This window comes from Ferviditalea candida (assembly GCF_035282765.1).
GTDB lineage: Bacteria > Bacillota > Bacilli > Paenibacillales > KCTC-25726 > Ferviditalea > Ferviditalea candida.
In genome coordinates this window covers 191,976-216,683 of sequence record NZ_JAYJLD010000001.1, presented here as the reverse complement: position 1 = coordinate 216,683, position 24,708 = coordinate 191,976, and the positions used below count along the sequence as shown (strand labels likewise).

Here is a 24,708-nt window from a genome sequence, read left to right as displayed (position 1 = left end):
ACGAAAGAAGATACCCCCCACACGACAAAAAGCCTTCATTTTATTCTTAGGGTTTCTCGTCACTCTGGACGCCGTCAGGCGTTTTTCTTTTGGACAAGTTTTTTAGAATGTTTCATATGAATTGTAGACAGAATTCAAGCAGGGTGTGACGTATATTTCTGCGGAAAACTCAATTACAATAAATACAAGCGTTTTCATAATATTGCGGAATTCCGGCAGTATCAAACGATTACGGCAATACTAACGCTTTGCTTATGGAGGTGAAGCCGCCCAGAGAAAATTTTTTTGAAATTAATAGATTGAAATTTCTGAAAAAATATCAAGCGAGGGAGGAAACAATATGTCCGGACCCCAACGCGAAATGCTTGAGCCGATCCGCAAGCAACCATGGGATTGGAAAACAAAAAACGAATACGAAGAAGTTACGGTCAGACAGCAGCCCTATCTGCACGGCCATTATCGGCATATTTTCGACGAGCGGGACTACGATATTTTCGATCCGAGGTATACCCGTTTGAAATCTTCGGACTGGGAAGCGTTTCGCGATCCGAAAAAATACTGGTATACGACATATACCAGCGATCGCAAAAAAATGGCGGAGCAGGTTGAAAATAATTTCAGCCAAGCGGAAGAATTCCACGTGATTGAGCATCTGGATCCCTCCTGGGTGGAAGCGGCAAGAACGATTTATACTCCGCTTCGCCATCTGGAATATGGGGAGAGCGTGCAACTGCAGCACGTGATTCGCTACGCTTTGGGAACGTCCATCGAGCAGTGCAGCACGTTCCAGTCCTTTGATAAAACGGGGCGCGCCCAATGGATTACCCAATGGGCAATGAACATGGAAGCGCATCACGGCGATTTTCTGGGCTTCGGCAAGGAAATTTTCATGAGTCAACCGGCGTTCCAAGCGCTTCGCAGCTATGTCGAGGAGGTTTTGGTCACCGACGATTGGGGGGAGGTGCTGGTCGCCCTTAATTTGACGCTTGATCCGCTGTTGGGAAATTTGATTTACCGTGATTTCAACCGTTTGGCATTAAAACATGGGGATACCCACTTGGCCGGACTGAATTATGCCATTATCAAACAGATGGATTGGCATGCAGACTGGGCGTTTGCGTTGTTCGGGCTGCTGGCTGAGGAACGGGCGACAAGCCGCTGGGATTATCTCAAATCTCTCGGATACGAAGACTGGCCGGGCGATTACCGTTGGGGCATGACGCTCAGCGATCCGCGCAATACGCCGGAAGAACCGATGCATAACCGGGAAATCATCAACGAGTGGGTCGGCAAATGGTATCCGAAGGCTTACCATGCGGTTTCGCAGCTGTCCTCTTTATTCGAACGGCACAATTTGCAGCTGAATGTGCAGGAAGCGCTTCAAGCGATTCAAAAGGAAAGGATCGAGCCCAAATATAAAAATGCCGGGATTGCTTTCCAAGGTGTTTGAAAATGTTTAAGGGAAAGGATCGAAAACCATGGGTGAAAAAGTGATGTATGTCGGAATGGATCTCGATTCCAGCGGAGGGGACACCATTCATGCAATCATTGAAGCGATCGAGGAGGATAACGAAGGAGTGGTCGTGGAGGATTACTTTACCTTCAAGAAGGTCAAGGCGCCCAACAATATGCTTGTGAAAAGGGAAACCGTTGAAGCGTGTCTCGGAAGAGAATGGAATATGGATGATATTCATTTGTATATGTCGTCCTATTTCGGCTTTATCGAGGACTGGGACGAGGATCAGATGATCATTCGTTGGAACAACCCGGACAAATAAAAGGAGGTGCAACCAATATGGGGATCAAGAGCAGTTATTCCGCAATGACCAGGGAATTGATGTGGGATCCGAAGGATTTTGACCTGAAGAAGGTGTATCCGTTAATCGAAAAGGAAGGCATCATCGTCAAGGATCCGAAGAAATGGGAAGACCCATTCCGCATGACCTACAATCAATACGTGAAAATCCAGTCGGAAAAAGATCACATTTACCATTCGGTCCGCAATGCCTTTGAGGCGAACAACGGCCATGCCAAGGTGGTGGATGCGCGCTGGTACGAAGGGATCAAGGCGTTTGCCCTGGCGGTTCAGCCTGCGGAGTATGCCGCTCACAGGCTGATGGCTTATATCGGGAGAAATATCCCGATCGAGGCGATTCGCTTTGCCACATTCAATCAATGCATCGATGAGCTTAGGCATGCGCAAATCGAAATCAAGCATTATGCCCATATGAGCAAGTACTATGACGGCCTGCATGCGTATGCAAAGACCAATGAGAACCTCTGGTTCAACACGGTGGCCAAATCTTTCTTCGACGATGCGCTCACTGCCGGTCCGTTTGAAGCGCTGATGGCGATTTCCTTTTCTTTTGAGTATGTATTCACCAATATTTTGTTTTTGCCGTTTGCATCATCGGCGGCTGCGGTGGGCGACGAGAACTTCGCCGCTGTCGGCAAGAGCGTGCAGTCCGATGAGGCGCGACATATGGCGCTGGGGATGACGGCGTTGAAAATGCTGCTGGAAGAAGACGACAGGAATATTCCGATCGTCCAAAAATGGCTGGATAAGTGGTACTGGAGAGCCTACCGAATCTTTTCCGTGGTGGCCACTTTGGTGGACTACTATCCGCGGATCCGTCCGATTTCCTGGAGAAAAGCGTTTGAAATCTATGTGGAGGACCAGGTGCTTGACGGTCTGTTCAAAGATTTGCGGAAGTATGGAATTCGCGAGCCGCTGCATGCGGAAGACAGCATCAAGGAGAAAGAGCATTACTCCCATGCCACGATGCGGATTCTGGAGCATTACAAGCATGCGAATATGTTCCGCGGCTTCCGTTTGCAGCCCGACGATTATGAGTGGCTGCATAATGAATATCCGGACACGTTCGAAAAATATTATGCGCCGTTTTTCCGGAGAATGGATGATCATATCATGGCCGTCGCCAGCCCCGGAATTCCGGCCGTCTGCGCGGTCTGCCAAATCCCCGTAGAATTCCCGGATCCGGATCAGCCCAACAAAATGTGGACACAGTACAGCGAGTTCAACAACAAAACGCATATTCTCTGCTCGCCGGGGTGCAAGCACATTTTTGAGCAGGAGCCCGGCAAATTCATTCAATGGTGGTGGCCGGCGGAGGCTTACGTCAACGGGGAGTTCGGCACGGATTTGCCGCTTGATTTATTCAAATATTTCGGATTTTCGCCGGAAGAAGCCAATGAACACTATTCATCTCCCGACCGCGAACGCTGGATGAAGTACCGTGAGCAGTTGGGCTTGAACCAAAGATTTGTCTGACGGATCGTCAGCAGGGCAACGAATCAAGGAGGGATCGAATATGCTTTATTTGCAGGACGCTAACCATCTGATCGTGTATCCCGTGTTGAAAACGCACATGGAGAATGATTTGTTCTTTGCCTATATCGGGGTGCAGGCCAATTACAGCATGACCGGACAGGATTTGCTCGCGGTTTGTCTCGAAGCCTGGCAAGCGGATAGATCCAAGGATTACCGTCTGCTGCTCATTCGCGAAAATGAGGAAATCGACATCCCGTTGAACCAAAACATCAAGGAAGCCGGATTGCGAAACGGAGATCCTCTGCAAATCGTTGGAGCGGCCTGACAGCTGCTCCTGTTTGATCCGACAGGATCTGCATTAATCTGGAAAGGAGCTTGCGGAATCCAATGAACTTCTCGGGAACCGATGCGGAAACCTATGAAATTACACTTCAGCCGAGCGGTATCAGCGTGAATGCAAGAGAAGGCCAAACCCTGCTAGATGCAATTATCCGCGGGGGCGTGCAAATTCCATACGGCTGCCGCCACGGAAATTGTTCCGCCTGCAAGGCCCTGGTGCTTGAAGGCGATTATTCGCACATGGACAGAGTTTCTGAGTATTCCCTGCTGGGCTTTGAACGGGATGAGGGTTATGTTTTGCTGTGCAGCACGCTTGCGGAAAGCGATTTAACCATTGAAGTGGAGGAAAAAGAATCCGATATCGCATTTTATCAGGTTCACGATTTCGAAGCGGAAATCACCGGCAATGTGCAGACCACACCGGACATCCACGTCATCCGGATGAAATTGCTCAATCCTACAGCTATCCCTTACGCAGCCGGACAATATTTCGAATTTGACATTCCGGGTTTGTCTGAGACGCGTGCGTATTCGATGGCAGCTCCGTATTTTGCGCAAGACGTTATAGAATTCCATATTAAACGTGTCGGCCAGGGAATCGGCTCCAATTATTTGTGCAGTCTTTCGGCGGGCAGCCGCGTGACCGGCTCCGGACCTTATGGCAACATGCGGTTGAAAACGCGGGAAAAGGATTTGCTGTTTGTTGCCGGCGGCTCGGGCATGGCTCCGATTAAAGCGCTGATCGAGGAATTGTTCTCCGAGCCCTTCGAGCATGAAGCCTGGTTTTTTTACGGGGCCCGCGGCAAACAAGACCTGTATCTGACGGAAAAGTGGGCGGAGCTGGAGCGGGAGCACCCCAACTTTCATTTCATTCCGGCCCTTTCCGAGAAACGGCCGGATGAGAAGTGGACCGGCGAACTGGGCTATATAGCGGATGCAGTGAAACGCAAAATGGGCAGCATGCCCAATACGGACGCTTATTTGTGCGGCCCGCCCAAATTGATTGAAACGACGATTGAGGTCATCACCCGATTGGGCATACGCGGCTCCAACATCGCTTACGATGAATTTTAAACAAGGGCAAGTACTCCAAATAAAAGATTGCCTTTCCGTGTTGATTGTAATCGCTTACAATTAAATTAACCGTTGTTCAACCATTTTTTTCTGGTGGTGAAGTCAGTGAAAGCCCGAGATTTGCAGTTGGAGAGCTTGATACGCTTTTTGCCGACAGAAGGCAAGATTTTGATCAAGGATCAAAGAGTCATCACGATACCCGCATCCGCGCTGGGAACGCTTCGCAAGGATCTGATCGAAACGATGGGGATGGACCGTACAAAAGGGTTCCTTCTGCGTTACGGCTGGAATTGCGGAGCCAGCGACGGAATGAGAATGAAAGAAATGATCTGGGATTCCGAGAAAGAAATCTTGTGGGCCGGTCCGAGAATGCATATGATCCATGGCTATGTTCATGTTCAACCCTTGATTACCGAATATGATTTTCAAAAAGGCACGCTTCATTACGAAGGAATTTGGAAGGATTCCTATGAGGCGGAGGAGCATGTGCAGCTGTTTGGAATCAGCGACAAACCTGTATGCCATACACTTGTCGGGTATGCCAGCGGATATCTGACCACGATTATGGGGAAACGAGTGATCGCCAAAGAAGTCGCATGCAAAGGTATGGGTGAAGACCACTGCCACTGGGTATGCAAAACGGTTGAAGAATGGGGAGGCGAATTGGTGGAGGAGCTCAGATATTATGAAGTCGAGAATCTGGCGAACGAATTGGACCGCGCCTATGAACGGCTGACCCTGCAAAGGGATAATCTTGATAAATCGATCCGGGTTCATACCCAATTGTCGCACAAGCTGCTGTACGGAAACAACCTGCAATCGATAGCCAATGTATTGTTCGAAATCACCAGCACTCCCATCTTAATTGAGGATGCCTATAACAATCAGATTGCTTCGGCGGGTATGCCCCGGGAGCATTTTGAGCAATACGGCAATCAATTGAAAAATTGGATGGACGGCAAGAAAGCTGCGGACGAAAGACGGATATTGGAAGAGCTGACGGGTCAAAAACGCACTGTGAAAATTTCCTTCGATGGCGAACAATGCCGGCTGGTCACCCCGATTGTGCTGGGACATACCATATCCGGATATTGCTCGTTCCTGTATCAAGAGCATGTGACCAAAGAAGTCGATGCGATGATTCTGGAGCAGGCCGCATTGGTGTGTGCCTTGTATTTGTTTAATGAAAAGACGGCGGTCGAGGCGGAGCAGCGGCTTCGGGGAAATTTTCTGGAGGAAATTCTGAGCAGGAGCTTGACGGGGAAAGAAATCATGGCCAGGGCCCGCTATATTCACATCGATTTGTCCAGACGCTTCCGGATGATTGTCATCGACAAGCATTCGACCAGTCCGTCGGTCCGGGAGGAGCTGGAGTTTAACGACACCTTGATCGGCACCCTGTCCAAATATTTTAAGGACCAAAGCTATAACGTGCTGCTTGGACAAAAATCGGGAGGCATCGTTCTGCTGATGCCGTATGGGCTGTTGGAAGAAAATCAGCTCTCTCTTCAGGAGTTTTGTCAAAAGTTGAGCGAAGTGTGCCGCATGAAATATAAAAATTATTTCTTTCAGCTGGGCATCAGCTCGGAAGGGAATTCGATCGAGGAAGCCCAGAATTTGTACGAAGAAGCGGTGGCCGCCCTCAAGGTATGCACCCGGGACAAAACTATCGTCTTGTTTGAATCGTTGGGTATTGCAGGGATTTTATTCCAGCACGGGAATATTCAGGGAATACGCAAATTTTCCCACAAGATCATCGGCGGGCTGATCGAATATGACAAACACAAGAATATGGAGCTGACCCAAACCCTGTATCATTATCTGAATAACGGATGCAATCTGCATCAGACCGCGCGGTTGATGAACTTTTCCATCAGTGGATTGAGATACCGGCTGCAGCGGCTGAATGAGATCCTTCAAGTCGACATCAACGATCCCAGCGTGCGTTACCAGGTATTTTTGGCCTTGCAGGCTTTAATCATGATCGGAGATCTGACGATTATTGCGTAAAATTTATAAAAAAACAAGGAGGTTTTTAGCATGTCGATTATGCGTATCGGGCGGGTAGAATTGAGGGTTATGGACCTTGAAAAGTCCGTGGATTATTACACGAACATTATCGGATTGGAGGAGACGGGAAGAGAAGGCGACAGGGTTTATCTGAAAGCATGGGATGAATATGATCATCACAGCGTGATCCTGCAAAAAGCCGATCGTCCCGGAATGGATCATTTTGCCTTCAAAGTGAGGCACGTCGATGATCTGGCCCAATACGAAAAGAAGATTGAAGAGTTCGGATTGACGCTGAAGCGGGTTACGGACGGAAGCCGTTTGAAGGAAGGGGAAGCAATCCGCTTCGAGCTGCCGACAGGCCATTTTGTGGAGCTGTATGCCGACATCGAAAGGGTGGGGACGGCCACGGGCACTTTGAATCCGCATCCCTGGCCGTTAAACGCCAAAGGGATTGCGCCGCATCATCTCGATCATGTCTTGTTGACCGGGGATGATCTTTCCAATGTTACGCGCTTCTTCATGGAGGTGCTTGGATTCGGGCAAAGCGAAAGGATCATGACCGTGGACGGTCAAGAAATGGTGGGCAGTTTCTTGTTTACCACCAACAAAGCCCACGACGTGGCGTTTGTCAAAGGGCCGGACGCCAAGCTGCATCACGCTGCCTTCCACGTGGATAATTTCTACGATGTGCTGAAAGCGGCCGACATCCTGACCATGAAGGACGTCCAGATTGAAGTCACGCCAACCCGCCATGGCATCACCCGCGGACAGACCATTTATTTCTTCGATCCTTCCGGAAACCGGAACGAAGCCTTCTGCAGCGGATATTACACCTATCAGGATTTTCCGACCATCACATGGACGGAAGACAAAATCGGCCAAGGCATCTTCTACCACCGACGCGCATTGATTGAATCCTTCATGAGCGCTTTGACTTAATGTAAAATCGATGCACAATATTACACTGGTGGTCGGCAGCAGCGAGAAGCATTTCCGTTGCGGCGAACAGGAGGATATTTTGCGGGCCGCCATGCGCGCGGGGGTTTTCGATATCCCGATCGGCTGCTGCAACGGAGGGTGCGGCATGTGCAAGGTGCTTGTGGTGGACGGGGATTTCGAGAGGGGCTTATGTTCGATGGCGGTGCTGGACGATTCGGACCGGGAGCAGCGCTACAGTCTGGCCTGCAAAACCTATCCGAAAACCGGAATCAGATTGATCGCCCCCTTCAGGGGGGCCGGCAAAAAAATATGATGGATGCGGTAATGGCGGGATGCTTATCCCGCCATCTTTTAACAGGAGGGGTTAGAATTGGCTGTTTATTACAGCAAGCCGGTTTTGACGCAAGAAATCGTTGTGAAAATGGTTGAGGCCGCCGCCATGAAAACGGCTGAACTCGGCATTCAGGTGAACAAAGCGAAGCGATTTCTTTCATTTTTTTACCCTTTTTGCTGTACAGAAGTCCTTAAATGACGTTGGGGCATTTCATCTGATTACGACAGCGAGAGGGAGTGGGGAAGGGGTGAAGGAGTTTACGTCCGCTTTTGAACGTCCCGTTCTCACCTTTTAATAAATTCAAAAGAACAAGACGTTCAACAGCGGCCGCAACCCCTCTCCACTCCGGATAAAGCAACAAAGTAAGAAAAAAGGGCTGCCCCTTGTCATTTAAGACTTTTGGGACAGCCCAGTTTGCGTCGATTTGTTTATTTCACCATAATCTCCGGTGAGGTCAGCCGATCGTAGAATTCCACGTATTTATCTTTGTCCTCGCTGTTTCTAAGCGCCATCGCCGTACGGGGATGCTCGTTGAGAATGCCGGTAACGGTATAGGGGATCAGATAACCCCATTCGACTTTTTCGCGCATCGGAATCATCAGCTTTTCGATAATTTCCAGTACCGGGCGAAGGTTGTACTTCGGATGCTTCAGGTAACTGACGAGAAGCTCCGTCGGGCAGTTGCCCGCTGCACGTCCCATGCCGTAGACCGAGGAATCCAGGTACGAAACGCCTTTCTCGGCTCCGATAAGCGTATTCGAGAAAGCCAACTGCATGTTGTTGTGCATATGCACGCCCAGCTCTTTGTCGGGGAGCATGCGCTGGAATTTGGAAATCATGTAGTCCACATCCCGGTGATCCATGCTTCCGTAAGAATCGACGACATAGACGACATCGACTGGAGATTTGGCGATTTCCGCGAAGGCTTCAGACAATTCATTCTCTTTAACGTGAGAAAGAGCCATGATGTTGAGCGTGGTTTCGTAGCCCATGGAATGGAATTTCTCAATCAGCTCGATCGCTTTATCGACATCTTTAATGTAGGTAGCTACCCGAATCAAATCCAACACGCTTTCTTCCCTGGGCAAGATATCGTTCTCGTCCACGCGGCCGATATCGACAAGGGCCGAAAGCTTGGTTTCCGTCTTGGTCGGGATGACTTCCTTTAGAAAATCCTCGTTAAGAAAGCGCCACGGTCCGGAATCTTCGCTTTTCAGCAGCTTTGCAGAGTTTTTATAACCGATTTCCATATAAGCAACGCCGGCCTCACTCAATCCCCTGTACAGGTTCTGAACGAACTCTACGCTGAAGTCCCAATTGTTGACCAAACCGCCGTCACGGATGGTACAATCCAATATCTTATGAGAATCTTTTCTAACCATTGTTCGATTCCTCCGTTTGTCACTGACGCTTTGACCGCAATGGCAATCAGTTCAATTATTTTCCCAAAATATCATATTATAAAGGCCTGTGTCAATCAGCTTTTGTCCCGGCTTTGGTCGGCTCGCTCGTAGTTTACGCCCGGCGTATATCGATTTGTGGCGTTCCACAGCAGGAATTGCTGGATATGGTTGTCTTCCAATGCGCGAATCTGCGCCTCCACTTCTTTTTTGCCATAAGTAATATGAACAGGCAGCCAGCTCGCCGTGAAATCCTGGATCCAGGGACGGATGATCGGCTTATATGCCCCGATCGCTTCGAGCTTTTTGTGCGTGTCGATCATCGCTCCGTTGATGGTCTTGTACGGCTCGGTATCCGGCACCTTCGAACCGAACCAGCCTGCGCTGTAGTGGCTCGGGTAGACCATGGGACAGATCACGTCGACATATTTGGAGATGGCGTTGAAATCCTGGCCGATCCCTTCCGCCGCAGGAACGGAAGCGGCATAGCCGAAGATATCCACGGAAGTTCGCACTCCCAGCGGATTCAATTGTTCTCTCGCGTATTTGACAAAGTCGGAAACGACTTGAATTCTTTTTCGGTCATCGCTGCTGTATTTCAGTTTATCCGCTTTTTTCTCGAACCCTTCCGGGAAACGGACATAATCGAATTGAATTTCTTTAAAGCCGAGCTTGGCCGCTTCCTTGGCGACTTCGACGTTGTATTCCCAAACCTCCTGCATATAAGGGTTGACAAAGCTGTCGGGATTCGGCTTTTTGCCGTTGTTCCAAAGGCTCCCGTCCGGATTGACGAAGGAAAGGTCCGGCCGTTTTTTGGCCAGCACGGTATCTTTGAATGCGACAATTCTGGCAATCGGGTAGATGTTGTGCTGCTTTAAGGTATCCATCAATTGATGAATGTCGGGAATGATTTTTTTGGAGGATCCGTAGCTTTTCAGTTTGGGATTATCCGTGTCGAAGGTAATATAACCGAAGTCGTCTTTGAGATCGATGACGATGGAATTCAGATCGGTTTCGTCGATCAGCTTGATTAACGAATTCAGCTTAGCGCCTCCGGCACTGTTGGCGGTTGAATAAATGCCTTTGACGATGGGCGCTTCGGGCTGCGGATCCTGTTTGACAAAACTATCCGCGGACGGTTGGCTGTTTGCTTCGGAGCCTTTCTGCTGATCCTGCGGATTTGCCGGCTGCTGGACGGCCTGCTGCTTTGAAGCCACTGCAGCCTGTGCCAATTGCTCAAAGGTTATGGCGGGTTTGTCGGCCGATAGATTTCCCAGAATAAATAATAAAGAGGCTAATAGTACTCCCATTCTCTCTCCCCCATCGGTATGCTTATTATCATTATATGACAGCAGGAGAGGTTCAGCACAGTGGAAAAATTGACTTTTTTGTTGAATCCCCCGGATATTTGTCGAGATACAATGAATAAAAAAGACACCTTTCAATGGATGAAGGTGTCTTTTTGCTGCTCATAAATGCTTTGGTGGACGATTTCGACAACGTCCTTGGGATTTAAAACAGAAAGCCCGTCTCTTAAAAAGATCTGTGTTTCCAGTTCCTTCGGTTTGAGGAACGGATACAAATCCGGTGTGAATTTCATGACGATTCTGGATAACGTCACTGTTTCCATAAGTACCACCCTTCCAATCGTTATTGTCTTGCGATCGAGAGAAATATACTTTCTGGAAGCTTACAGTACCAGAACATATGAAATTACAATAATTATAACATAATACCGGAATGAATCCTATTGTCGATTTTTACTATTTTGATTTTCTGAAGTCGCCGATGACTTCCACCGTTTCCACAATGTTGACGAACGCTTTCGGATCGATTTCCTGAATAATTTTTCGCAGCTCGGCCAATTCATAACGAGTTGTCACGGTCATCAGCATATCCTTCTCTACATTGGTGTATGCTCCCTGCGTTTTCATGATGGTGACCCCGCGGGGGAGCTGGAGAAGTCGTTCGAGCATTTGCGCGGTTCGGTTGGTGACGATAAAACAGGTGACTTTGATGTGTCGGACGTGAATGGAATCGACGATTTTACCCGTTATGTAGATGGAGAGCATGGAATAAAGCGCGTGGTCCCAGTTGTCCGGGTAGCCGAGAGCAAGAATGACGGCGCCGTTAAGCCCGAATAGCACGTTGCCGAGCGGAAAGTCGTAGCGGCGGGTGAGAATCAATCCGACGATGTCGAAGCCGCCCGACGAACCGCCGACGCGGAGCGAGAAGCCCGTTCCGATGCCGATCAGCACCCCGCCAAACACGGATGCGAGAATCGAATCGTTCACGTACAGATCCACGGGGATGATTTGCATAAACCAAGTGATCAGCACAACGGAAAACACGCTTAGCACCACGAATCTTTTGCCGATCACGACAAGCCCCCACACCAATATAGGAAGATTGAACAAAAAGTACAGCAGTCCGATATTCCATCCGGCAGCGTAGCCGACCAGCATGGAAACGCCCGATAAGCCCCCGCTTAACAAGCGGTGGGGGACCAGGAACAAATTAAATCCTGCGGCAACGATGAGCGAGCACAACGCGGTAATCAGATAGACGGACATATTTTTGAGGGACAGAAGCTTCTTCACGACAAAATGCTCCTTTTTGCAAATTGATTTTCATTATTGTACCATTTAATTGCGGTTTTACAATATTGCCTGCAAGCTGACTAGGCAAATTATGCAAAAGAGTTCTGGCATTGGGTGAATTGAAATGTTATACTAATAAGGTTTAAAAAATAAAGGATAATAATAATGGTGCACAAGGATTTTAACAAAGGAGTTTGAAGAAATTTGGTAACTTTTACTTTTAACGATTTCGGTCTCGAATCGAAGGTGCTGCGCGCCGTAACGGAAATGGGATTCGAGGAGCCGACACCCGTACAGGAGAGGACTATTCCGATTGCGATGCAGGGTCGCGATTTGATTGGTCAGGCGCAAACGGGGACGGGAAAAACGGCAGCTTTCGGCATTCCGCTGATCAGCAAGATTGAAGCTGCGGAAGAAAAAATAGTGGCGCTCGTTATGACGCCTACCCGCGAATTGGCGATTCAAGTCGCCGAGGAATTCGGGAAGCTGGGAAGATTCAAAGGAATCCGCACGCTCCCCATTTACGGCGGTCAGGATATCGTAAGACAAATCAGGGCGTTGAAAAAGCATCCGCAAATCATCATAGGTACACCGGGCCGCTTGTTGGATCATATTCAGCGCAAAACGATCCGTTTGGACGATGTCCGGACAGTTGTATTGGATGAGGCCGATGAAATGCTGGATATGGGATTTATGGATGACATTCAGTCCATCCTCAAATTGGTTCCCGAAGAACGCCATACAATGTTGTTTTCGGCAACCATGCCGCCCAATATACAAAGATTGGCTCAACAATTTTTGCGGAATCCGGAACACATTTCAGTCGTTCCGAAACAGATCACCGCACCTTTGATCACGCAAAATTATATGGAAGTTCATGAGCGTCAAAAGTTCGAGGCACTGAGCCGACTGCTGGACATGGAATCTCCCGAGCTGGCGATCGTGTTCGGACGCACGAAAAGACGCGTGGATGAATTGTCCGAAGCCCTGCAAAAAAGAGGCTATTCCGCCGACGGTCTGCACGGCGATCTTTCCCAGAATCAACGCGACATTGTCATGAGGAAGTTCCGTGAAGGCAGCATCGATGTGCTCGTGGCTACAGACGTGGCGGCCCGTGGACTGGATGTATCGGGCGTGACGCATGTAATCAACTTCGATCTTCCGCAGGATCCCGAAAGCTATGTCCACCGGATCGGACGGACGGGACGCGCGGGCAAAGAAGGAAGCGCATGGACGTTTGTTACGCCTCGGGAAATCGATCATTTGCACTTGATTGAAAAAATCACCCGTCATCGCATCAACCGCAAGCCTTTGCCTACAATGGCCGAAGCGATCGAAGGCAAGCAGAAGATTGTTGCCGAAAGACTGTTGGATGTAATTCAGAATGACAGTGTGAACGAATTCAAGGGAGTTGCCATACAACTGTTGGAGCAATATGATTCCGTTCAGCTGGTGGCCGGCGCATTGAAGCTTTTGACGGGAGAAAAGAAGGAAGTCAACATCGAACTGACTCCGGAAGAACCGTTAAGGGTCAAAAAGCGCAAACCGGAATTCAGAAGCTCCGGCAGACGGTATTCCGGATCAACTTCCGGCAGCTCAAGTACCGGCGGTTATCGCGGAGCGGGCTCCAAGCACAGCGGTGGACATCGCAGCGGCGGCCAGCGATCCTATGGTCGGGACTATCAGTCCTCCGGCGGGAAAAAGAACTGGAGCGGCGGCAATTCCGGCGATAAACGCACAGGCACGACTCAAAATTTTGTGAAAATCTGACGAATCAAGGGGCTTTCTCATAGACAGGCGCTGCTGAAAAATCCAAGCATTTTTCGGCATTTCCGAAAATGGGACAGCCCCTTGGTTTGAGGATCGGAACAGCTCAATAAAAATGAGAGTCAATTAAGCGGAAACTGACAAGTTTGGGAAAAGTTTTGGATGTCGTCCGGTTTACTTTCCCCAGCTTCGGGACTATAATAAGTAATAAATCTGCGGTGTTCGTCACGGTTGGTTGTTGTTTTGAACCAATAACCATTAAAAGGGAGTCTTATATTGTAGCGCTGCCGACATGCCCCCAAAAGGGGACTTCCAAAGCGCTACTGCGGACACCCACCTGCGAGAGCAGGTTCAGAAACACGATAAACCGGACGGCATTGGCGGGTTTTTTGCGTACATACGGCTGTTCAAATTTGGATGATTTGGAAAGGAGCGATTCCATGCATATATTTATTGATACCGCCAACGTCGACGAAATCCGCGAAGCTTACGAGCTCGGCGTACTGTCCGGGGTCACCACGAATCCGTCGCTGATCGCTAAGGAAGGCAAAGATTTTTTTGAAACGGTCCGGGAAATTGTATCGATCGTCGGCGATCTGCCTATCAGCGCGGAGGTCATCAGCCTGAAAGCCGATGAAATGGTTGAGCAGGGAAAGAAGCTGGCTGCACTCGGACCGAATATCGTAGTCAAGGTGCCGATGACGGCAGATGGCTTGAAGGCTACCAAACGCTTCGCCGAAATGGACATCCGGACGAACGTCACCTTGATTTTCTCATCCACGCAAGCGCTTCTGGCCGCCAGAGCCGGAGCCACTTACGTTTCACCCTTCATCGGGAGATTGGATGACATCAATCAAATCGGCATGAATCTGATCCAGGAAGTCAGCGAAATTTTCAGCATTCATCAAATCGACACACAAATTATCGCCGCAAGCGTCAGGCATACTCCTCATGTCATTGAATCGGCGCTGCTTGGAGCCGATATCGCCACCGTACCGTTCAAAGTCATTAAGCAGATGATGAATCATCCGCTGACGGAGGCGGGCATCCAAAGATTTTTAGCCGATTGGGAAAGCGCGAATCAAGTATCGTTCTGAGCTTGAATAACACAACCGAATAACATGGGAAGAACACCTCCATACTAAAAAAACAACAGTGGGAGGTGTTTTTGTGTTCATATCCAAAAAAATCATCGCGGTCGCTGTCGTCATTTGCCTGTTGATGCCTTTGGAATTGGGGACGGCCCCCGATACGGCCTATTCCTTCGGCAAACAGATATTAAAGGTAGGTTCTCGCGGCGGTGATGTGTATGAGCTTCAAGGAAGATTGGCCTATCTCGGATTTTATACCGGCAAAATCGACGGGCAATTCGGTTGGAGGACATACAAGGCGGTGCGCTACTTCCAGTGGAAATTCGGAATGAGGGTCGACGGTGTGGTCGGATCAAAGACCAAACTGATGCTTTGGAAAGCAACCAAAAATTGGAGACCGGGGGCCTCAGGAGGGCAAGCCAAATCAGCTTCTACGGCCAGGACATCTTCCTACGGTTCTAACGATGTCAAGCTGTTGGCCAGAGCAGTATTCGGAGAAGCGAGAGGCGAACCGTACATAGGCCAGGTGGCGGTAGCGGCAGTCATCCTGAATCGGGTGCAAAATCCGAAATTTCCCAAAACCATAGCGGGAGTCATTTTCCAGCCGGGTGCGTTTACCGCTGTTTCGGACGGTCAGATTTGGTTGAATCCCGATTCGGAGGCGTTCAGGGCTGCCCGCGATGCATTGAACGGATGGGATCCTTCAGGCAATGCTCTCTATTATTTCAATCCGAATACGGCGACCTCCGGCTGGATTTGGTCGAGGCCGCAGATCAAGCGGATCGGCGACCATATATTTACGAAATGACCTAGTTTATTAACTTCACGGAGGGACCGCCGATGCGCCTTTGCCCTTGCGCGGTTCTTCGGCTGCAGCCGTGTCCTGTTCCCTGAAAATGTTTTGTCTTTATTTAAGTAAATATATGATTATTTTTGCTATAATATATTTGCAGGAAGGACGTTTGAAGCATTCTCGAAGAAATTTCAATAGACTGAATGTTTTAGCGAAATGAATTTTCGGGATAGATTTGTCGTTTTGAAACAATTGAACAGAAAAGAGGTATTCCGGCAGATGAATAAATTTAAAACTTTTATCATCGGCGTTGTTGCGGGCAGCTTGTTAACCGGCGGTTTTTCCTATGCCGCAGACAGCTTTCAGATCGAGGTGAGCTTTCCCAAATGGACCTACTGGCTGGATGGCAAACAAATTCAAAACGACGATTATCATGACGGAAGCATCCGCTTTGGCTCGGAGGATGTTCCGGCCACCATTTCGTACAAAGGTGTCAGCTATGTTCCGGTCCGATTTTTGGCGGATGGACTCGGGAAGGAAATCGTATGGGACCGGAAACAGGAAAGAATCGATATCCGCTCCGTTGAACAGGTTCCGTTCAGCCAAGCAACCGTTTCTCAGGTGCCGAAGGAAATAAGCGATTGGCTTCAACGCTCTGTACATATTGAGCTTGGGCAATCCCGCGTTTATGGCAATGATACATACATATTGGTGACCCGCGGGGAAAAAAGCACCGGCGGATACACGGTCGAAATCGAAGAAATCAAACAGTATGCTTCCGGCTATCAGGTCAGGGTCAGATATTCTGATCCGCCCAAAGGAATTCCCGTCATCCAACCGTTGACTTTTCCTTATGCTTTCGTTAAAGTAAACCGCCAACTGACAGGCAAACCGGAATTTCTTACCGCTGACGGAAGGAATGTTCCCAGACCCGTCGGGTTGGATTTTATCGGCACAATTATGAAGGAAAGCGACAACATCGTGCTGTTCGAGCCGCTGAAAAACGAACGGGAATGGCAGTTTCGCGGTATGGTCCGATCGTTTGAAGGGATGCTCAATTTCGGACTGACCGGAACGGACGGCTCCATTATTCGCCAAGAGAGCATTCAGGCCGCCGCCGGCGCTCCGAACTGGGGTTATTTTACGGTGAGCATTCCTGCAAACGAAGCGGGAAAAGCGTTTGAAGCAAATTTTCAACTGAACAGCCCAAAGGATGGTTCCGCACAGGAAACATTATCCGTCGAACTGCAATAAACATAGTTAAGGAGGGATTCCAGTGTACAGAACCTTGGTCGGACTCGTCCGCAGCTTTGAGCAGACGTCTGAAAACGCCGCCGATCCTCTGTTGAGAACGAAATATTATCGATTGTCCAGAGACAGGATGTGGGCTGACGTGGTAGAGCTTTTGAAGCAGATGAAGGGGTATGAAAGGCTTCATGAAGCCAAAAGTTTGGGGGAGATCGTGGTCGAGAAAAAAACTCCCTTTGGCAGAAAGCAGGACATTACCCTTACCTTGTACGCCGTCTCCCCGTTAAAAACGGCTGTCGATATTTATTCCGCTTCCCGAGGCTCTCTGGGCGATTTCGGTTCGAATTACCGCACCATCTCGGAAATCTACTCTGGATTGGATCGCAAATTCGCCGGATACAAGGAAAACTAAAATTAAAACAGCGAAGAAAAGAATCTCTTCGCTGTTTTTGCAGGTGAAACAACCCGAAGCTTAAGCTAATTTTTTTGCGGCTTCGATGGCGGCTTCGTAATTGGGGTGTTCAGTCATTTCCTCTAAATACTGCACATATTGAACCGTGCCGTTCTGATCCACGACGAACACGGAGCGCATGAGGAGCCCGAATTCCTTGATCAAAACGCCATATGCCTGACCGAAATTTCTCGTTTTATAGTCGGACAGAGTAACGACTCTATCAACACCGGCTGCGCCGCACCAACGGGATTGCGCGAAAGGAAGATCAACGCTGACGGTAAGGACCACCACGTTATCGCCAAGCTTGGCTGCTTCCTCGTTAAAACGGCGGGTTTGCGCGTCGCAAACCCCGGTATCCAGAGAAGGGACGACACTGATCAGTTTCACTTTTCCGGCGTAATCGGCCAGGGAAACCTCCTGAATCAAATCTTTATTCAGTTTAAAATCGGGGGCTTGGTCTCCCGGTTTGATTTCCGGTCCGATGAGGGTCAACGGATTTCCTTTAAACATGGCCACACCAGTACGTTCCTGCGACATAAGTTTTTTCCTCCCAAATGAATAAATAATGATTACCATTATCAATTATAATCTTTTTAATTCCTACTTGTCTAATAAGAAAAACTTCTATCAAAGTCACTCTAAGCAGCCAGACCTATAGGTTTACGCAGTAAACCACTTCGGAAGCCAAGGCAGTTTTTCAACCAAATAGAATTTTCCTTCCAATGATTGGGAAACTTATAAATTCTATTGTGGTAAGTAATTGAAATATCTGCGTTTAAAGGGAGCGATTCAAGTTGATCTTTTTGCGTTATGAAAGCTTTAAAGGATATATTCGCTATTACCCGGTCACATCCGTCGTTTTGCTGGTGAATACACTGCTGATGGTGCTGATGTTTGTGGACGGCGGATCCCAAAATGTGGATACCCTCGTCCGCTTCGGAGCTTTGGTCACCCATTACGAACCGTACAGCTCGGAGGTTTGGCGTTATTTCACCTCGATTTTCCTGCACATCGGCTTGGATCATTGGCTGTTCAATTCCTTCGCCATCTTTGTATTTGCGCCGCCGCTGGAACGGATCATGGGAAAGCTTCCTTATCTGATTCTGTATATTGGCAGCGGCCTTATCGGGAATATCGCCAGTGCATGGCTGCAGACGGATGTTCAGGTTTCAGCCGGTGCGTCCGGGGCAATCTACGGCATCTATGGGGCGTTTTTGTTCATCGGCTTTTTTCGCAAGCGTCTGCTCGACGATCAATCGCATAAAACCGTGCTGATCATTCTGGTGATTGGTGTCATCTATTCCGTACTGATTCCGCATGTCAGTCTTCTTGCCCATTTGGGCGGGGCTATCGGGGGATTTTTGCTGTTTCCTCTATTGAAAAGACAAGTTCGTTAAACATGATCGATCATCAATGAATTGTCTCGATTGAGGTTTTTTTATATAATTGCTGTTGGTATTCGAAAAGGCTAATTTGGAGAGATGAAAGTGGAACTCAGGCAGTTGCAGTATTTTGTAAAGGTGGCCAAAATGCAGCATGTTACCCATGCTTCGGAGGAGCTGCATGTCGCCCAATCTGCGGTCAGTCGTCAAATTCACCAACTGGAAGAAGAGCTGGGCGTTTCTTTATTTGCGCAAAAAGGCAGGAATCTGCAGCTGACCCAGGTGGGAAAGTTGTTTTTGAGCCGCGTGGAGAATGTTTTGAATGATCTGGATAAAGCGGTGCAGGAAGTTCATGAGCTGCTCGATCCGGAATCCGGCGAGGTCCGGCTGGGATTTCCGCACAGCGTCGGTTTAAATTTGCTTCCCTGTGTTGTGGCGGACTTCAAAAAGAAGCATTCGAAGGCAAGATTTCGTTTCAAGCAGGGGAAATACAACAGCCTCATCCATGCCGTTGCCAACGGAGAGGTGGATTTGGCCATCATCTCTCCATGTCCCGAAAAGCATGATGATGTGACCGGAGAGGTGCTGTTGACTGAAGAACTGTTTGCCATCCTGCCTGCAAGCCATCCGTTTGCCGGCCGCAAGAGCATAAAATTGAAAGAGCTGGAACATGAAACATTCGTGCTGTTCAGTGAAGGATACTCGCTGCGTCCGATCGTTTGGGAGGCATGCCTAAGAGCAGGTTTTGTGCCGAAGATCGGCTTCGAGGGGGAAGAAACCGATACGATTAAAGGATTGGTTGCAGCCGGGATGGGTGTCAGTCTGCTGCCGGAGATGGCTTTAACCGGGGTGAGCGAGCTTCAGCCCGTGAAAATGAAAATCGAAGAGCCGCCTGTCACCCGAACCATCGGTCTGATCCGCCGTTCAGGCAGTAAACTGTCGCCGGTTGCGGATACCTTCCGGGAGTTTGTGCTGAACTATTTTAACTATCCTGAAAAATCACTTTCGCTAAAGAACAATTCAACGTAAGTTCTTCGGGGACGCTTCAACGTAACATTTTCATCATCTGCTGGTCCCATGAAAATGGCAAGGTGGCACGGACGTCTGCAAATATAAGCGATAGGTTTTTAAAAAAAGACCGCCTATCGGCAATGTATGAATTGTACATTAGCCGAATGCAGGCGGTCTCTTTTTTCTGAGTCCGGTCAATCTCTGCGGTCTGTAAAAATCATGACGTAGCGCAGAAGCTCCAGGAGTGAGTATAATGCCGCGGCAACATAGGTTAAGGCGGCGGCATTCAGCACCTTGGATACGCCCGCGGCCTCGTTTGAATAGACGTAGCCGTTAGCGACCATGGCCAGCTTGGCTCTGCTGCTGGCATTGAACTCCACAGGCAGTGTAACCAGCTGGAAGGCAACGGCCGCCGAGAAGAAGATAATGCCCAGGCCGATCAAGTCGGTGATTCGAAAGAAAATACCGCCAAGCAGCAGAAGCGGAGCAAAGCCGGAAGCGAAATTCACGATCGGGAACATGCGATGCCTCAGAACAAGTGCGGGATAATGCACTTTATGCTGAACGGCATGGCCCACCTCGTGGCAGGCCACCGAAACGGCGGCAATCGAGCGTTCATAATATACCGGCTCGGACAAGCGGACTACGCGATGAATGGGATCATAGTGATCGGTCAGCTGTCCCGGGACGGGTTCGATCGGAATATCATACAGTCCGTTGGCGTCCAGCATTCTTCGGGCGGCTTCATAGCCGGTCAAGCCGGTGGAATTCGGAACCTTTGCCCATTTTTGAAAAGTCCCTTTCACTCGAAACGAAGCCCACAAGGTAATGACAAATGCGGGAATGATCAGAACATCCCAAATCGTACCGGTAAACATTGCAGCATTCCTCCATCTCTCTGATTTACATCATAGGATCTTTGCCCAAAAGAACCAACAGCGCTTCAATACAGGCAACCGTATGAGGCGTCAAATGCTTGAACGCGTTCCTGGCCTGGGAAGGATTCAACCGTGCGATCATCGGCTTCACCTGATGAACTTCCCGTTCCAACTGTTCTAGATGAAGCCGCAGCGACACGATCTTATCCGCAACCTGTGCATCCGTCGCAACCGAGTTCGATTGATCAAGCTCTTCCTTGACTTCTTCCAAGGAATATTTGGCTTTCTTTAATTCATCAATACGTTTTAACCGGACAAGAGTTTCATCGCTGTATAAACGATAGTTGCCGCCTGTGCGCTTCTCGGGGAGGATCAGGCCGAGCGTCGTATAATAATCGACGGTTCTCGGGCTGACGTTGGCTAAACGCGCGAGTTCTCCGATTTTATAAAGCTTATTCATGTCAATAAGGCCACCTCATGAAATTAGCTTTGCTTAACAGCTTTAACTTTATGATACCGAAAACAAACCATACAGTCAAACGTAACGCTTTTACACGCAGACACAGACCTGCTCATCATTATAAGTGTAAAAAAACATAACGCATATGGACCGGATAAAGAAAAATTGCAAATCAAAAATGATTAAAAGGCAAAAAAACATTGAATTTATTACGTCATGAATATATAATGACACTATATTGAACTTCAAATGTTATAAAAACTAACATTAAAGGAGAGTGTTTAGGCGTGAAGAAAAAAATTGGGTTGTCAATTGGCTTGCTGGCCGGATTATTTCCCACATTGGCCTTTGCCGATGCGGCGACGAATGAGCAGCTTCAAATGGCGGTGGATTCGGTTTGGGTCATGCTGGCAGCCGTTCTTGTCATTTTTATGCAGGCCGGATTTGCGCTTTTGGAAGCCGGTTCCACACGCATGAAGAACGCAGGCCATGTGGCGGGCAAAACAATTTTGACTTTCGGGCTTGCAGCGGTCGCGTTCTGGGCAATCGGTTTCGGTTTTGCTTTCGGCAACGGCAATTCCTTCTTCGGAACGACCGGATTTTTTGTTGACGGATCGGCCAAACAAGCGGCAGCGGCATTTAGTTCCCTGTCGTTCTCGGATGCGCCCATATCGATTAAATTTTTATTCCAGCTGGCTTTTGCCGGGGTTTCGCTGGCAATCGCATGGGGAGGATTCGCGGAAAGAGGCAAGCTGGCCGTATACTTCGTTTTCGGCGTATTGTTTACGGTTGTCATTTATCCGATTGTCGCGCATTGGGTTTGGGGCGGTGGCTGGTTGGCCCAGCTCGGAATGCAGGACTTCGCCGGTTCCACCGTCGTGCATCTGCAGGGCGCAACCGCGGCATTGGTGGCAACTCTTTTGTTGAAACCCCGCTTGGGCAAATTCAATAAAGACGGAAAACCGAATTTGATTCCCGGCCACAACCAGGTCTATACCGTTTTGGGTGTGATTATCCTGTGGATCGGCTGGTTCGGCTTCAATCCGGGGAGCACCTTGGCTGCAGTGAATGACGGTTTCTTCGGATACATCGCGCTGACGACGAACATGGCTGCTGCGGCCGGCGGCGTTGCGGCGCTCTTGGTCTCATGGGCTTATTTCGGAAAAGCGGATATCCCGAGCATGCTGAACGGCGTTCTGGCGGCATTGGTCGCTATTACTGCATCCTGTGCATTTGTCGATGTTTGGGCATCCATTGTAATTGGAGCCGTGGCAGGTATTGTGACATTCTATACCGCTCAATGGTTTGAAAAAATGGGTCTGGACGATCCGATCTATGCTTTCTCCGTTCACGGAATTGCCGGTATTTGGGGCACGCTGTCCACGGGCTTCTTCGCCACTCCCGAGCTTGCCAAATCGGTAGGCGTCGGTCAAGCGGGATTGTTCTACGGCGGCGGATTGCATCAATTAGGCGTGCAGGCGCTGGGCGTATTCGGAGCATTTTTGTTCGTTCTTGTTCTATCCTTCATCATTCTTGGTATAATGAAATTGACGATGGGACTCAGAGTTACCGAAGAAGAAGAGATTATCGGTCTCGATTTGAGCGAGCACGGGAACTACGGATATCCGGAACAGCTGAAAAAGCCTGAAATTGGCGGACATACGGCAACGGTATCCTCGTAACGGACGATTTGCATGGGCGACAAGCGGGCTTGAATAAAATTGCTGTGGAACAACAGCAAGCGGCCCGCTTTCAGTATAATGTCTGCGGAAGGGGAATGTGTTTTGCAAGCAGAGGCTTTGGAGAGGATTCAACAGCGAATTGAGTCGGCTGACAGCTGTGCTCAGTTGAGGTTGTTGCGTATGGAATTTCAGAGCGCCGCTCTGGAGGCACTCCCCGCCTCTGAAATCGAGCCGTGGATGTCCAAATTGAACGATGTGCATGATCGGGTGATACGAAGGGCCATTTCCTTGTCGGAGCGCAAACTGATGGATGAGGGGATCGGCCCTTCCCCTTGTTCTTACGCTTTTGTTTTATTTGGAAGCGGGGGGAGAAAAGAGCAAACGCTGTGGAGCGATCAGGACAACGGCATCATATTTGGCCCGGTTGATCCGATTCGGGAGCAGGAAGCGGAGCGCTATTTTCAGCAGATGGGGAATGCGATCAGCGAAGGCCTTGAGCTAGCCGGATATCCGCCGTGCGAAGGAAAAGTGCTCGTTTCCAATCCCGATTGGCGAAAATCGGTTCATGAGTGGGAGAAGACCTTGGATAAATGGTTTTCCGAGCCGGATTGGGAGCATGTCCGTTACCTGCTGATTGCTGCGGATATGCGATGTGTTTATGGGAATGAGAAGCTGGCGGATCAAGTCCGCAAATATTTCTTCGATTCGATTTATGCGGATGAGCGGGTGATTACGCATATGCTGCATAATACGCTTCGGCATAAGGTAACGATGAATATATTCGGTCATTTGGTGAAGGAACGGTATGGGGAAGACGCAGGGGGCGTAGAAATCAAGTACGCGGCGTATATTCCCATGGTGAACGCCGTACGGCTGCTGTCAATCATAGCGGGAATTAACGAGACTTCTACATTGAAGCGGCTCGACGGCCTTTTCGGGGACCGGAGGTTCCCCGAGGATCAACTGGAGCAATGGAAGCAGGCGTTTCTATTGATCCTGCGCATGAGAATGCGGACGGATTCCTATGAACAAAACGGTTTTTTTGTTTCTAACGGGATGATCCGCGCGGAGGATTTGAGCAAGCAAATGACGAACGATTTGAAGTTTTGTCTCCATTCGGCCAAAAATCTTCAGCGTTTTGTCAAGAAAATCGTTCCCGACAGGTAAACAGGGAGTGAGCAGACGATGGATGAACAGAAAAATTCCCTTGGAAGAATGTGGAGCTTATATAAAATAGGCGGCCTGACACCGGCAATCGCCTCCATGCTGGGTTCTCAGAATGCGCAGCAAATGGCTTTTATCCGTTCCGTGATGAAAGAACAAAGAAAACAGAGCATGTTTGAAACGCCGATTGCCGAATTGGAATTTGTCGTGTTTGATTTGGAAACGACCGGATTTCATCCCTCCCAGGGTGATGAAATCATTTCTGTCGGAGCTGTTTTGGTCGAAGGAACGCGGCCTCGCCACGACCGCTTTTTCTACAGTCTGATTAATCCGAAGCGGAACATCCCGCAGAAGATTATTGAATTGACGGGAATTACGCAAGCCATGGCGAACGATGCGCCCGATCTGCTGGAGGTGCTGCACCGATTTTTGGAGTTTGCGGACAAGCGCATTTTGATTGCGCATGGCGGCGGCCACGACCGGCAATTTCTGAATGCCGCGTTATGGAAAACAACTAGAATTATGCTGACGCACAGGTTTTTGGATACGATGATGATTTATCGATGGCTGCATCCCAAAGAGTCCGTGTACGATCTGGATGCTCTCCTGGAACGTTATGGCATTCCGGTTTCCGAACGGCATCATGCCCTGGAAGACGCCAAAATGACGGCCATCCTGTGGGAAAAGCTGATGATTGAAGTGCAGGACCGAAACGTTCATACCCTTGGAGACTTATATGCGTATCTAAGCCAATAGCCACAATTCAAGGTTTAAACTTGCCGCATCT

The 24,708-nt window shown here is 49.1% G+C and carries 26 protein-coding genes and 1 other RNA gene; 20 read left to right on the top strand and 7 right to left on the bottom strand.

All coding sequences use genetic code 11. The features are described 5' to 3' along the window. Nucleotides 1–340 precede the first annotated feature (340 nt). From VF724_RS01110 to VF724_RS01070, 9 genes are all read left to right on the top strand, one after another. Entirely contained in the window at nucleotides 341–1,450 is a 1,110-nt protein-coding gene (locus tag VF724_RS01110; RefSeq protein WP_371752355.1) for a ferritin family protein, read from the top strand. 28 nt (nucleotides 1,451–1,478) lie between these two features. Continuing rightward, complete coding sequence (locus VF724_RS01105) at nucleotides 1,479–1,778, top strand: MmoB/DmpM family protein (protein ID WP_371752354.1); 300 nt, start codon at nucleotides 1,479–1,481, stop codon at nucleotides 1,776–1,778. A gap of 17 nt (nucleotides 1,779–1,795) precedes the next feature. Continuing rightward, entirely contained in the window at nucleotides 1,796–3,292 is a 1,497-nt protein-coding gene (locus VF724_RS01100; RefSeq protein ID WP_371752353.1) for a ferritin family protein, read from the top strand. Nucleotides 3,293–3,332: 40 nt separating this feature from the next. Continuing rightward, complete coding sequence (locus VF724_RS01095) at nucleotides 3,333–3,617, top strand: hypothetical protein (protein ID WP_371752352.1); 285 nt, start codon at nucleotides 3,333–3,335, stop codon at nucleotides 3,615–3,617. 62 nt (nucleotides 3,618–3,679) lie between these two features. Further along, nucleotides 3,680–4,705 carry an NADH:ubiquinone reductase (Na(+)-transporting) subunit F gene (locus tag VF724_RS01090; protein WP_371752351.1) on the top strand — a complete coding sequence of 342 codons (1,026 nt, stop codon included), beginning with the start codon at nucleotides 3,680–3,682 and terminating at the stop codon, nucleotides 4,703–4,705. A gap of 105 nt (nucleotides 4,706–4,810) precedes the next feature. Then, a complete protein-coding gene (locus VF724_RS01085; protein WP_371752350.1) occupies nucleotides 4,811–6,715 on the top strand; it encodes a XylR N-terminal domain-containing protein in 1,905 nt (634 codons plus the stop codon). A 30-nt stretch (nucleotides 6,716–6,745) separates the two neighbouring features. Next, nucleotides 6,746–7,657, top strand: a complete 912-nt coding sequence (locus tag VF724_RS01080; RefSeq protein ID WP_371752349.1) for a catechol 2,3-dioxygenase — start codon at nucleotides 6,746–6,748, stop codon at nucleotides 7,655–7,657. 10 nt (nucleotides 7,658–7,667) lie between these two features. Continuing rightward, nucleotides 7,668–7,970, top strand: a complete 303-nt coding sequence (locus tag VF724_RS01075) for a 2Fe-2S iron-sulfur cluster-binding protein (RefSeq protein WP_371752348.1) — start codon at nucleotides 7,668–7,670, stop codon at nucleotides 7,968–7,970. A gap of 57 nt (nucleotides 7,971–8,027) precedes the next feature. After that, complete coding sequence (locus VF724_RS01070) at nucleotides 8,028–8,189, top strand: hypothetical protein (protein WP_371752347.1); 162 nt, start codon at nucleotides 8,028–8,030, stop codon at nucleotides 8,187–8,189. 230 nt (nucleotides 8,190–8,419) lie between these two features. On the opposite strand, the gene VF724_RS01065 is transcribed toward VF724_RS01070, so the two are convergent. From VF724_RS01065 to VF724_RS01050, 4 genes are all read right to left on the bottom strand, one after another. Continuing rightward, a complete protein-coding gene (locus VF724_RS01065) occupies nucleotides 8,420–9,373 on the bottom strand; it encodes an aldolase catalytic domain-containing protein (protein ID WP_371752346.1) in 954 nt (317 codons plus the stop codon). A gap of 95 nt (nucleotides 9,374–9,468) precedes the next feature. Then, nucleotides 9,469–10,701: a putative glycoside hydrolase gene (locus VF724_RS01060; protein ID WP_371752345.1), complete on the bottom strand. Its 1,233-nt coding sequence runs from the start codon at nucleotides 10,699–10,701 to the stop codon at nucleotides 9,469–9,471. A 131-nt stretch (nucleotides 10,702–10,832) separates the two neighbouring features. Beyond that, nucleotides 10,833–11,021: a hypothetical protein gene (locus tag VF724_RS01055; RefSeq protein ID WP_371752344.1), complete on the bottom strand. Its 189-nt coding sequence runs from the start codon at nucleotides 11,019–11,021 to the stop codon at nucleotides 10,833–10,835. Between the two features lie 133 nt (nucleotides 11,022–11,154). Beyond that, nucleotides 11,155–11,964, bottom strand: coding sequence for a YitT family protein (locus VF724_RS01050; protein WP_371752468.1), 810 nt, complete (start codon nucleotides 11,962–11,964; stop codon nucleotides 11,155–11,157). Nucleotides 11,965–12,258: 294 nt separating this feature from the next. On the opposite strand from VF724_RS01050, the gene cshA reads away from it, so the two are divergent. The 6 genes from cshA to VF724_RS01020 all read left to right on the top strand — a co-directional run bounded on the left by cshA (nucleotide 12,259) and on the right by VF724_RS01020 (nucleotide 17,302). Further along, on the top strand, nucleotides 12,259–13,761 hold the full coding sequence (gene cshA / locus VF724_RS01045) for a degradosome RNA helicase CshA (RefSeq protein WP_371752467.1): 1,503 nt from the start codon (nucleotides 12,259–12,261) through the stop codon (nucleotides 13,759–13,761). A 204-nt stretch (nucleotides 13,762–13,965) separates the two neighbouring features. Continuing rightward, nucleotides 13,966–14,149, top strand: a non-coding RNA gene (ssrS, locus tag VF724_RS01040) — 6S RNA. Nucleotides 14,150–14,198: 49 nt separating this feature from the next. Continuing rightward, a complete protein-coding gene (gene fsa / locus VF724_RS01035) occupies nucleotides 14,199–14,855 on the top strand; it encodes a fructose-6-phosphate aldolase (RefSeq protein ID WP_371752343.1) in 657 nt (218 codons plus the stop codon). 124 nt (nucleotides 14,856–14,979) lie between these two features. After that, nucleotides 14,980–15,657 carry a spore cortex-lytic enzyme gene (gene sleB, locus VF724_RS01030; protein WP_371752466.1) on the top strand — a complete coding sequence of 226 codons (678 nt, stop codon included), beginning with the start codon at nucleotides 14,980–14,982 and terminating at the stop codon, nucleotides 15,655–15,657. 264 nt (nucleotides 15,658–15,921) lie between these two features. Beyond that, entirely contained in the window at nucleotides 15,922–16,896 is a 975-nt protein-coding gene (locus VF724_RS01025) for a protease complex subunit PrcB family protein (RefSeq protein ID WP_371752342.1), read from the top strand. A 22-nt stretch (nucleotides 16,897–16,918) separates the two neighbouring features. Beyond that, nucleotides 16,919–17,302 carry a DUF1499 domain-containing protein gene (locus VF724_RS01020; RefSeq protein WP_371752341.1) on the top strand — a complete coding sequence of 128 codons (384 nt, stop codon included), beginning with the start codon at nucleotides 16,919–16,921 and terminating at the stop codon, nucleotides 17,300–17,302. Nucleotides 17,303–17,362: 60 nt separating this feature from the next. Here VF724_RS01020 and tpx read toward each other — a convergent pair whose 3' ends face one another. Beyond that, nucleotides 17,363–17,881, bottom strand: coding sequence for a thiol peroxidase (gene tpx / locus VF724_RS01015; RefSeq protein ID WP_371752340.1), 519 nt, complete (start codon nucleotides 17,879–17,881; stop codon nucleotides 17,363–17,365). A 257-nt stretch (nucleotides 17,882–18,138) separates the two neighbouring features. Between tpx and VF724_RS01010 the strand changes: the two genes are divergently transcribed. Together VF724_RS01010 and gltC are read left to right on the top strand one after the other, a co-directional pair. Further along, a complete protein-coding gene (locus VF724_RS01010) occupies nucleotides 18,139–18,741 on the top strand; it encodes a rhomboid family intramembrane serine protease (RefSeq protein ID WP_371752339.1) in 603 nt (200 codons plus the stop codon). Nucleotides 18,742–18,831: 90 nt separating this feature from the next. Beyond that, nucleotides 18,832–19,755 (top strand): glutamate biosynthesis transcriptional regulator GltC, encoded by a 924-nt coding sequence (gltC, locus tag VF724_RS01005; protein WP_371752338.1) that lies wholly within the window; start codon nucleotides 18,832–18,834, stop codon nucleotides 19,753–19,755. Between the two features lie 176 nt (nucleotides 19,756–19,931). Here gltC and VF724_RS01000 read toward each other — a convergent pair whose 3' ends face one another. Together VF724_RS01000 and VF724_RS00995 are read right to left on the bottom strand one after the other, a co-directional pair. Then, the gene (locus VF724_RS01000) at nucleotides 19,932–20,615 is read right to left on the bottom strand and encodes a zinc metallopeptidase (protein WP_371752337.1); all 684 of its coding nucleotides are present in this window, start codon (nucleotides 20,613–20,615) and stop codon (nucleotides 19,932–19,934) included. Between the two features lie 25 nt (nucleotides 20,616–20,640). Next, nucleotides 20,641–21,075 (bottom strand): MerR family transcriptional regulator, encoded by a 435-nt coding sequence (locus VF724_RS00995; protein ID WP_371752336.1) that lies wholly within the window; start codon nucleotides 21,073–21,075, stop codon nucleotides 20,641–20,643. A 380-nt stretch (nucleotides 21,076–21,455) separates the two neighbouring features. Here VF724_RS00995 and VF724_RS00990 point away from each other — a divergent pair, with 380 nt between their 5' ends. The 3 genes from VF724_RS00990 (at nucleotide 21,456) to VF724_RS00980 (ending at nucleotide 24,677) form a co-directional block, all read left to right on the top strand. After that, nucleotides 21,456–22,757, top strand: a complete 1,302-nt coding sequence (locus VF724_RS00990) for an ammonium transporter (RefSeq protein ID WP_371752465.1) — start codon at nucleotides 21,456–21,458, stop codon at nucleotides 22,755–22,757. 180 nt (nucleotides 22,758–22,937) lie between these two features. Next, on the top strand, nucleotides 22,938–23,924 hold the full coding sequence (locus tag VF724_RS00985) for a DUF294 nucleotidyltransferase-like domain-containing protein (protein ID WP_371752335.1): 987 nt from the start codon (nucleotides 22,938–22,940) through the stop codon (nucleotides 23,922–23,924). Between the two features lie 18 nt (nucleotides 23,925–23,942). Next, nucleotides 23,943–24,677, top strand: coding sequence for an exonuclease domain-containing protein (locus VF724_RS00980; RefSeq protein ID WP_371752334.1), 735 nt, complete (start codon nucleotides 23,943–23,945; stop codon nucleotides 24,675–24,677). Nucleotides 24,678–24,708: the final 31 nt, after the last annotated feature.

What these genes read in the sequence shown, in the direction of transcription:
- VF724_RS01110 (WP_371752355.1), top strand. Translation starts at nt 341, where the DNA reads ATGTCCGGACCCCAACGCGAAATGCTTGAGCCGATCCGCAAGCAACCA.
- VF724_RS01105 (WP_371752354.1), top strand. Translation starts at nt 1,479, where the DNA reads ATGGGTGAAAAAGTGATGTATGTCGGAATGGATCTCGATTCCAGCGGA.
- VF724_RS01100 (WP_371752353.1), top strand. Translation starts at nt 1,796, where the DNA reads ATGGGGATCAAGAGCAGTTATTCCGCAATGACCAGGGAATTGATGTGG.
- VF724_RS01095 (WP_371752352.1), top strand. Translation starts at nt 3,333, where the DNA reads ATGCTTTATTTGCAGGACGCTAACCATCTGATCGTGTATCCCGTGTTG.
- VF724_RS01090 (WP_371752351.1), top strand. Translation starts at nt 3,680, where the DNA reads ATGAACTTCTCGGGAACCGATGCGGAAACCTATGAAATTACACTTCAG.
- VF724_RS01080 (WP_371752349.1), top strand. Translation starts at nt 6,746, where the DNA reads ATGTCGATTATGCGTATCGGGCGGGTAGAATTGAGGGTTATGGACCTT.
- VF724_RS01075 (WP_371752348.1), top strand. Translation starts at nt 7,668, where the DNA reads ATGCACAATATTACACTGGTGGTCGGCAGCAGCGAGAAGCATTTCCGT.
- VF724_RS01065 (WP_371752346.1), bottom strand. Translation starts at nt 9,373, where the DNA reads ATGGTTAGAAAAGATTCTCATAAGATATTGGATTGTACCATCCGTGAC.
- VF724_RS01060 (WP_371752345.1), bottom strand. Translation starts at nt 10,701, where the DNA reads ATGGGAGTACTATTAGCCTCTTTATTATTTATTCTGGGAAATCTATCG.
- VF724_RS01055 (WP_371752344.1), bottom strand. Translation starts at nt 11,021, where the DNA reads ATGGAAACAGTGACGTTATCCAGAATCGTCATGAAATTCACACCGGAT.
- VF724_RS01050 (WP_371752468.1), bottom strand. Translation starts at nt 11,964, where the DNA reads ATGTCCGTCTATCTGATTACCGCGTTGTGCTCGCTCATCGTTGCCGCA.
- cshA (WP_371752467.1), top strand. Translation starts at nt 12,259, where the DNA reads ATGGGATTCGAGGAGCCGACACCCGTACAGGAGAGGACTATTCCGATT.
- fsa (WP_371752343.1), top strand. Translation starts at nt 14,199, where the DNA reads ATGCATATATTTATTGATACCGCCAACGTCGACGAAATCCGCGAAGCT.
- sleB (WP_371752466.1), top strand. Translation starts at nt 14,980, where the DNA reads ATGCCTTTGGAATTGGGGACGGCCCCCGATACGGCCTATTCCTTCGGC.
- VF724_RS01025 (WP_371752342.1), top strand. Translation starts at nt 15,922, where the DNA reads ATGAATAAATTTAAAACTTTTATCATCGGCGTTGTTGCGGGCAGCTTG.
- tpx (WP_371752340.1), bottom strand. Translation starts at nt 17,881, where the DNA reads ATGTCGCAGGAACGTACTGGTGTGGCCATGTTTAAAGGAAATCCGTTG.
- VF724_RS01000 (WP_371752337.1), bottom strand. Translation starts at nt 20,615, where the DNA reads ATGTTTACCGGTACGATTTGGGATGTTCTGATCATTCCCGCATTTGTC.
- VF724_RS00995 (WP_371752336.1), bottom strand. Translation starts at nt 21,075, where the DNA reads ATGAATAAGCTTTATAAAATCGGAGAACTCGCGCGTTTAGCCAACGTC.
- VF724_RS00990 (WP_371752465.1), top strand. Translation starts at nt 21,456, where the DNA reads ATGGCGGTGGATTCGGTTTGGGTCATGCTGGCAGCCGTTCTTGTCATT.
- VF724_RS00985 (WP_371752335.1), top strand. Translation starts at nt 22,938, where the DNA reads ATGGAATTTCAGAGCGCCGCTCTGGAGGCACTCCCCGCCTCTGAAATC.
- VF724_RS00980 (WP_371752334.1), top strand. Translation starts at nt 23,943, where the DNA reads ATGGATGAACAGAAAAATTCCCTTGGAAGAATGTGGAGCTTATATAAA.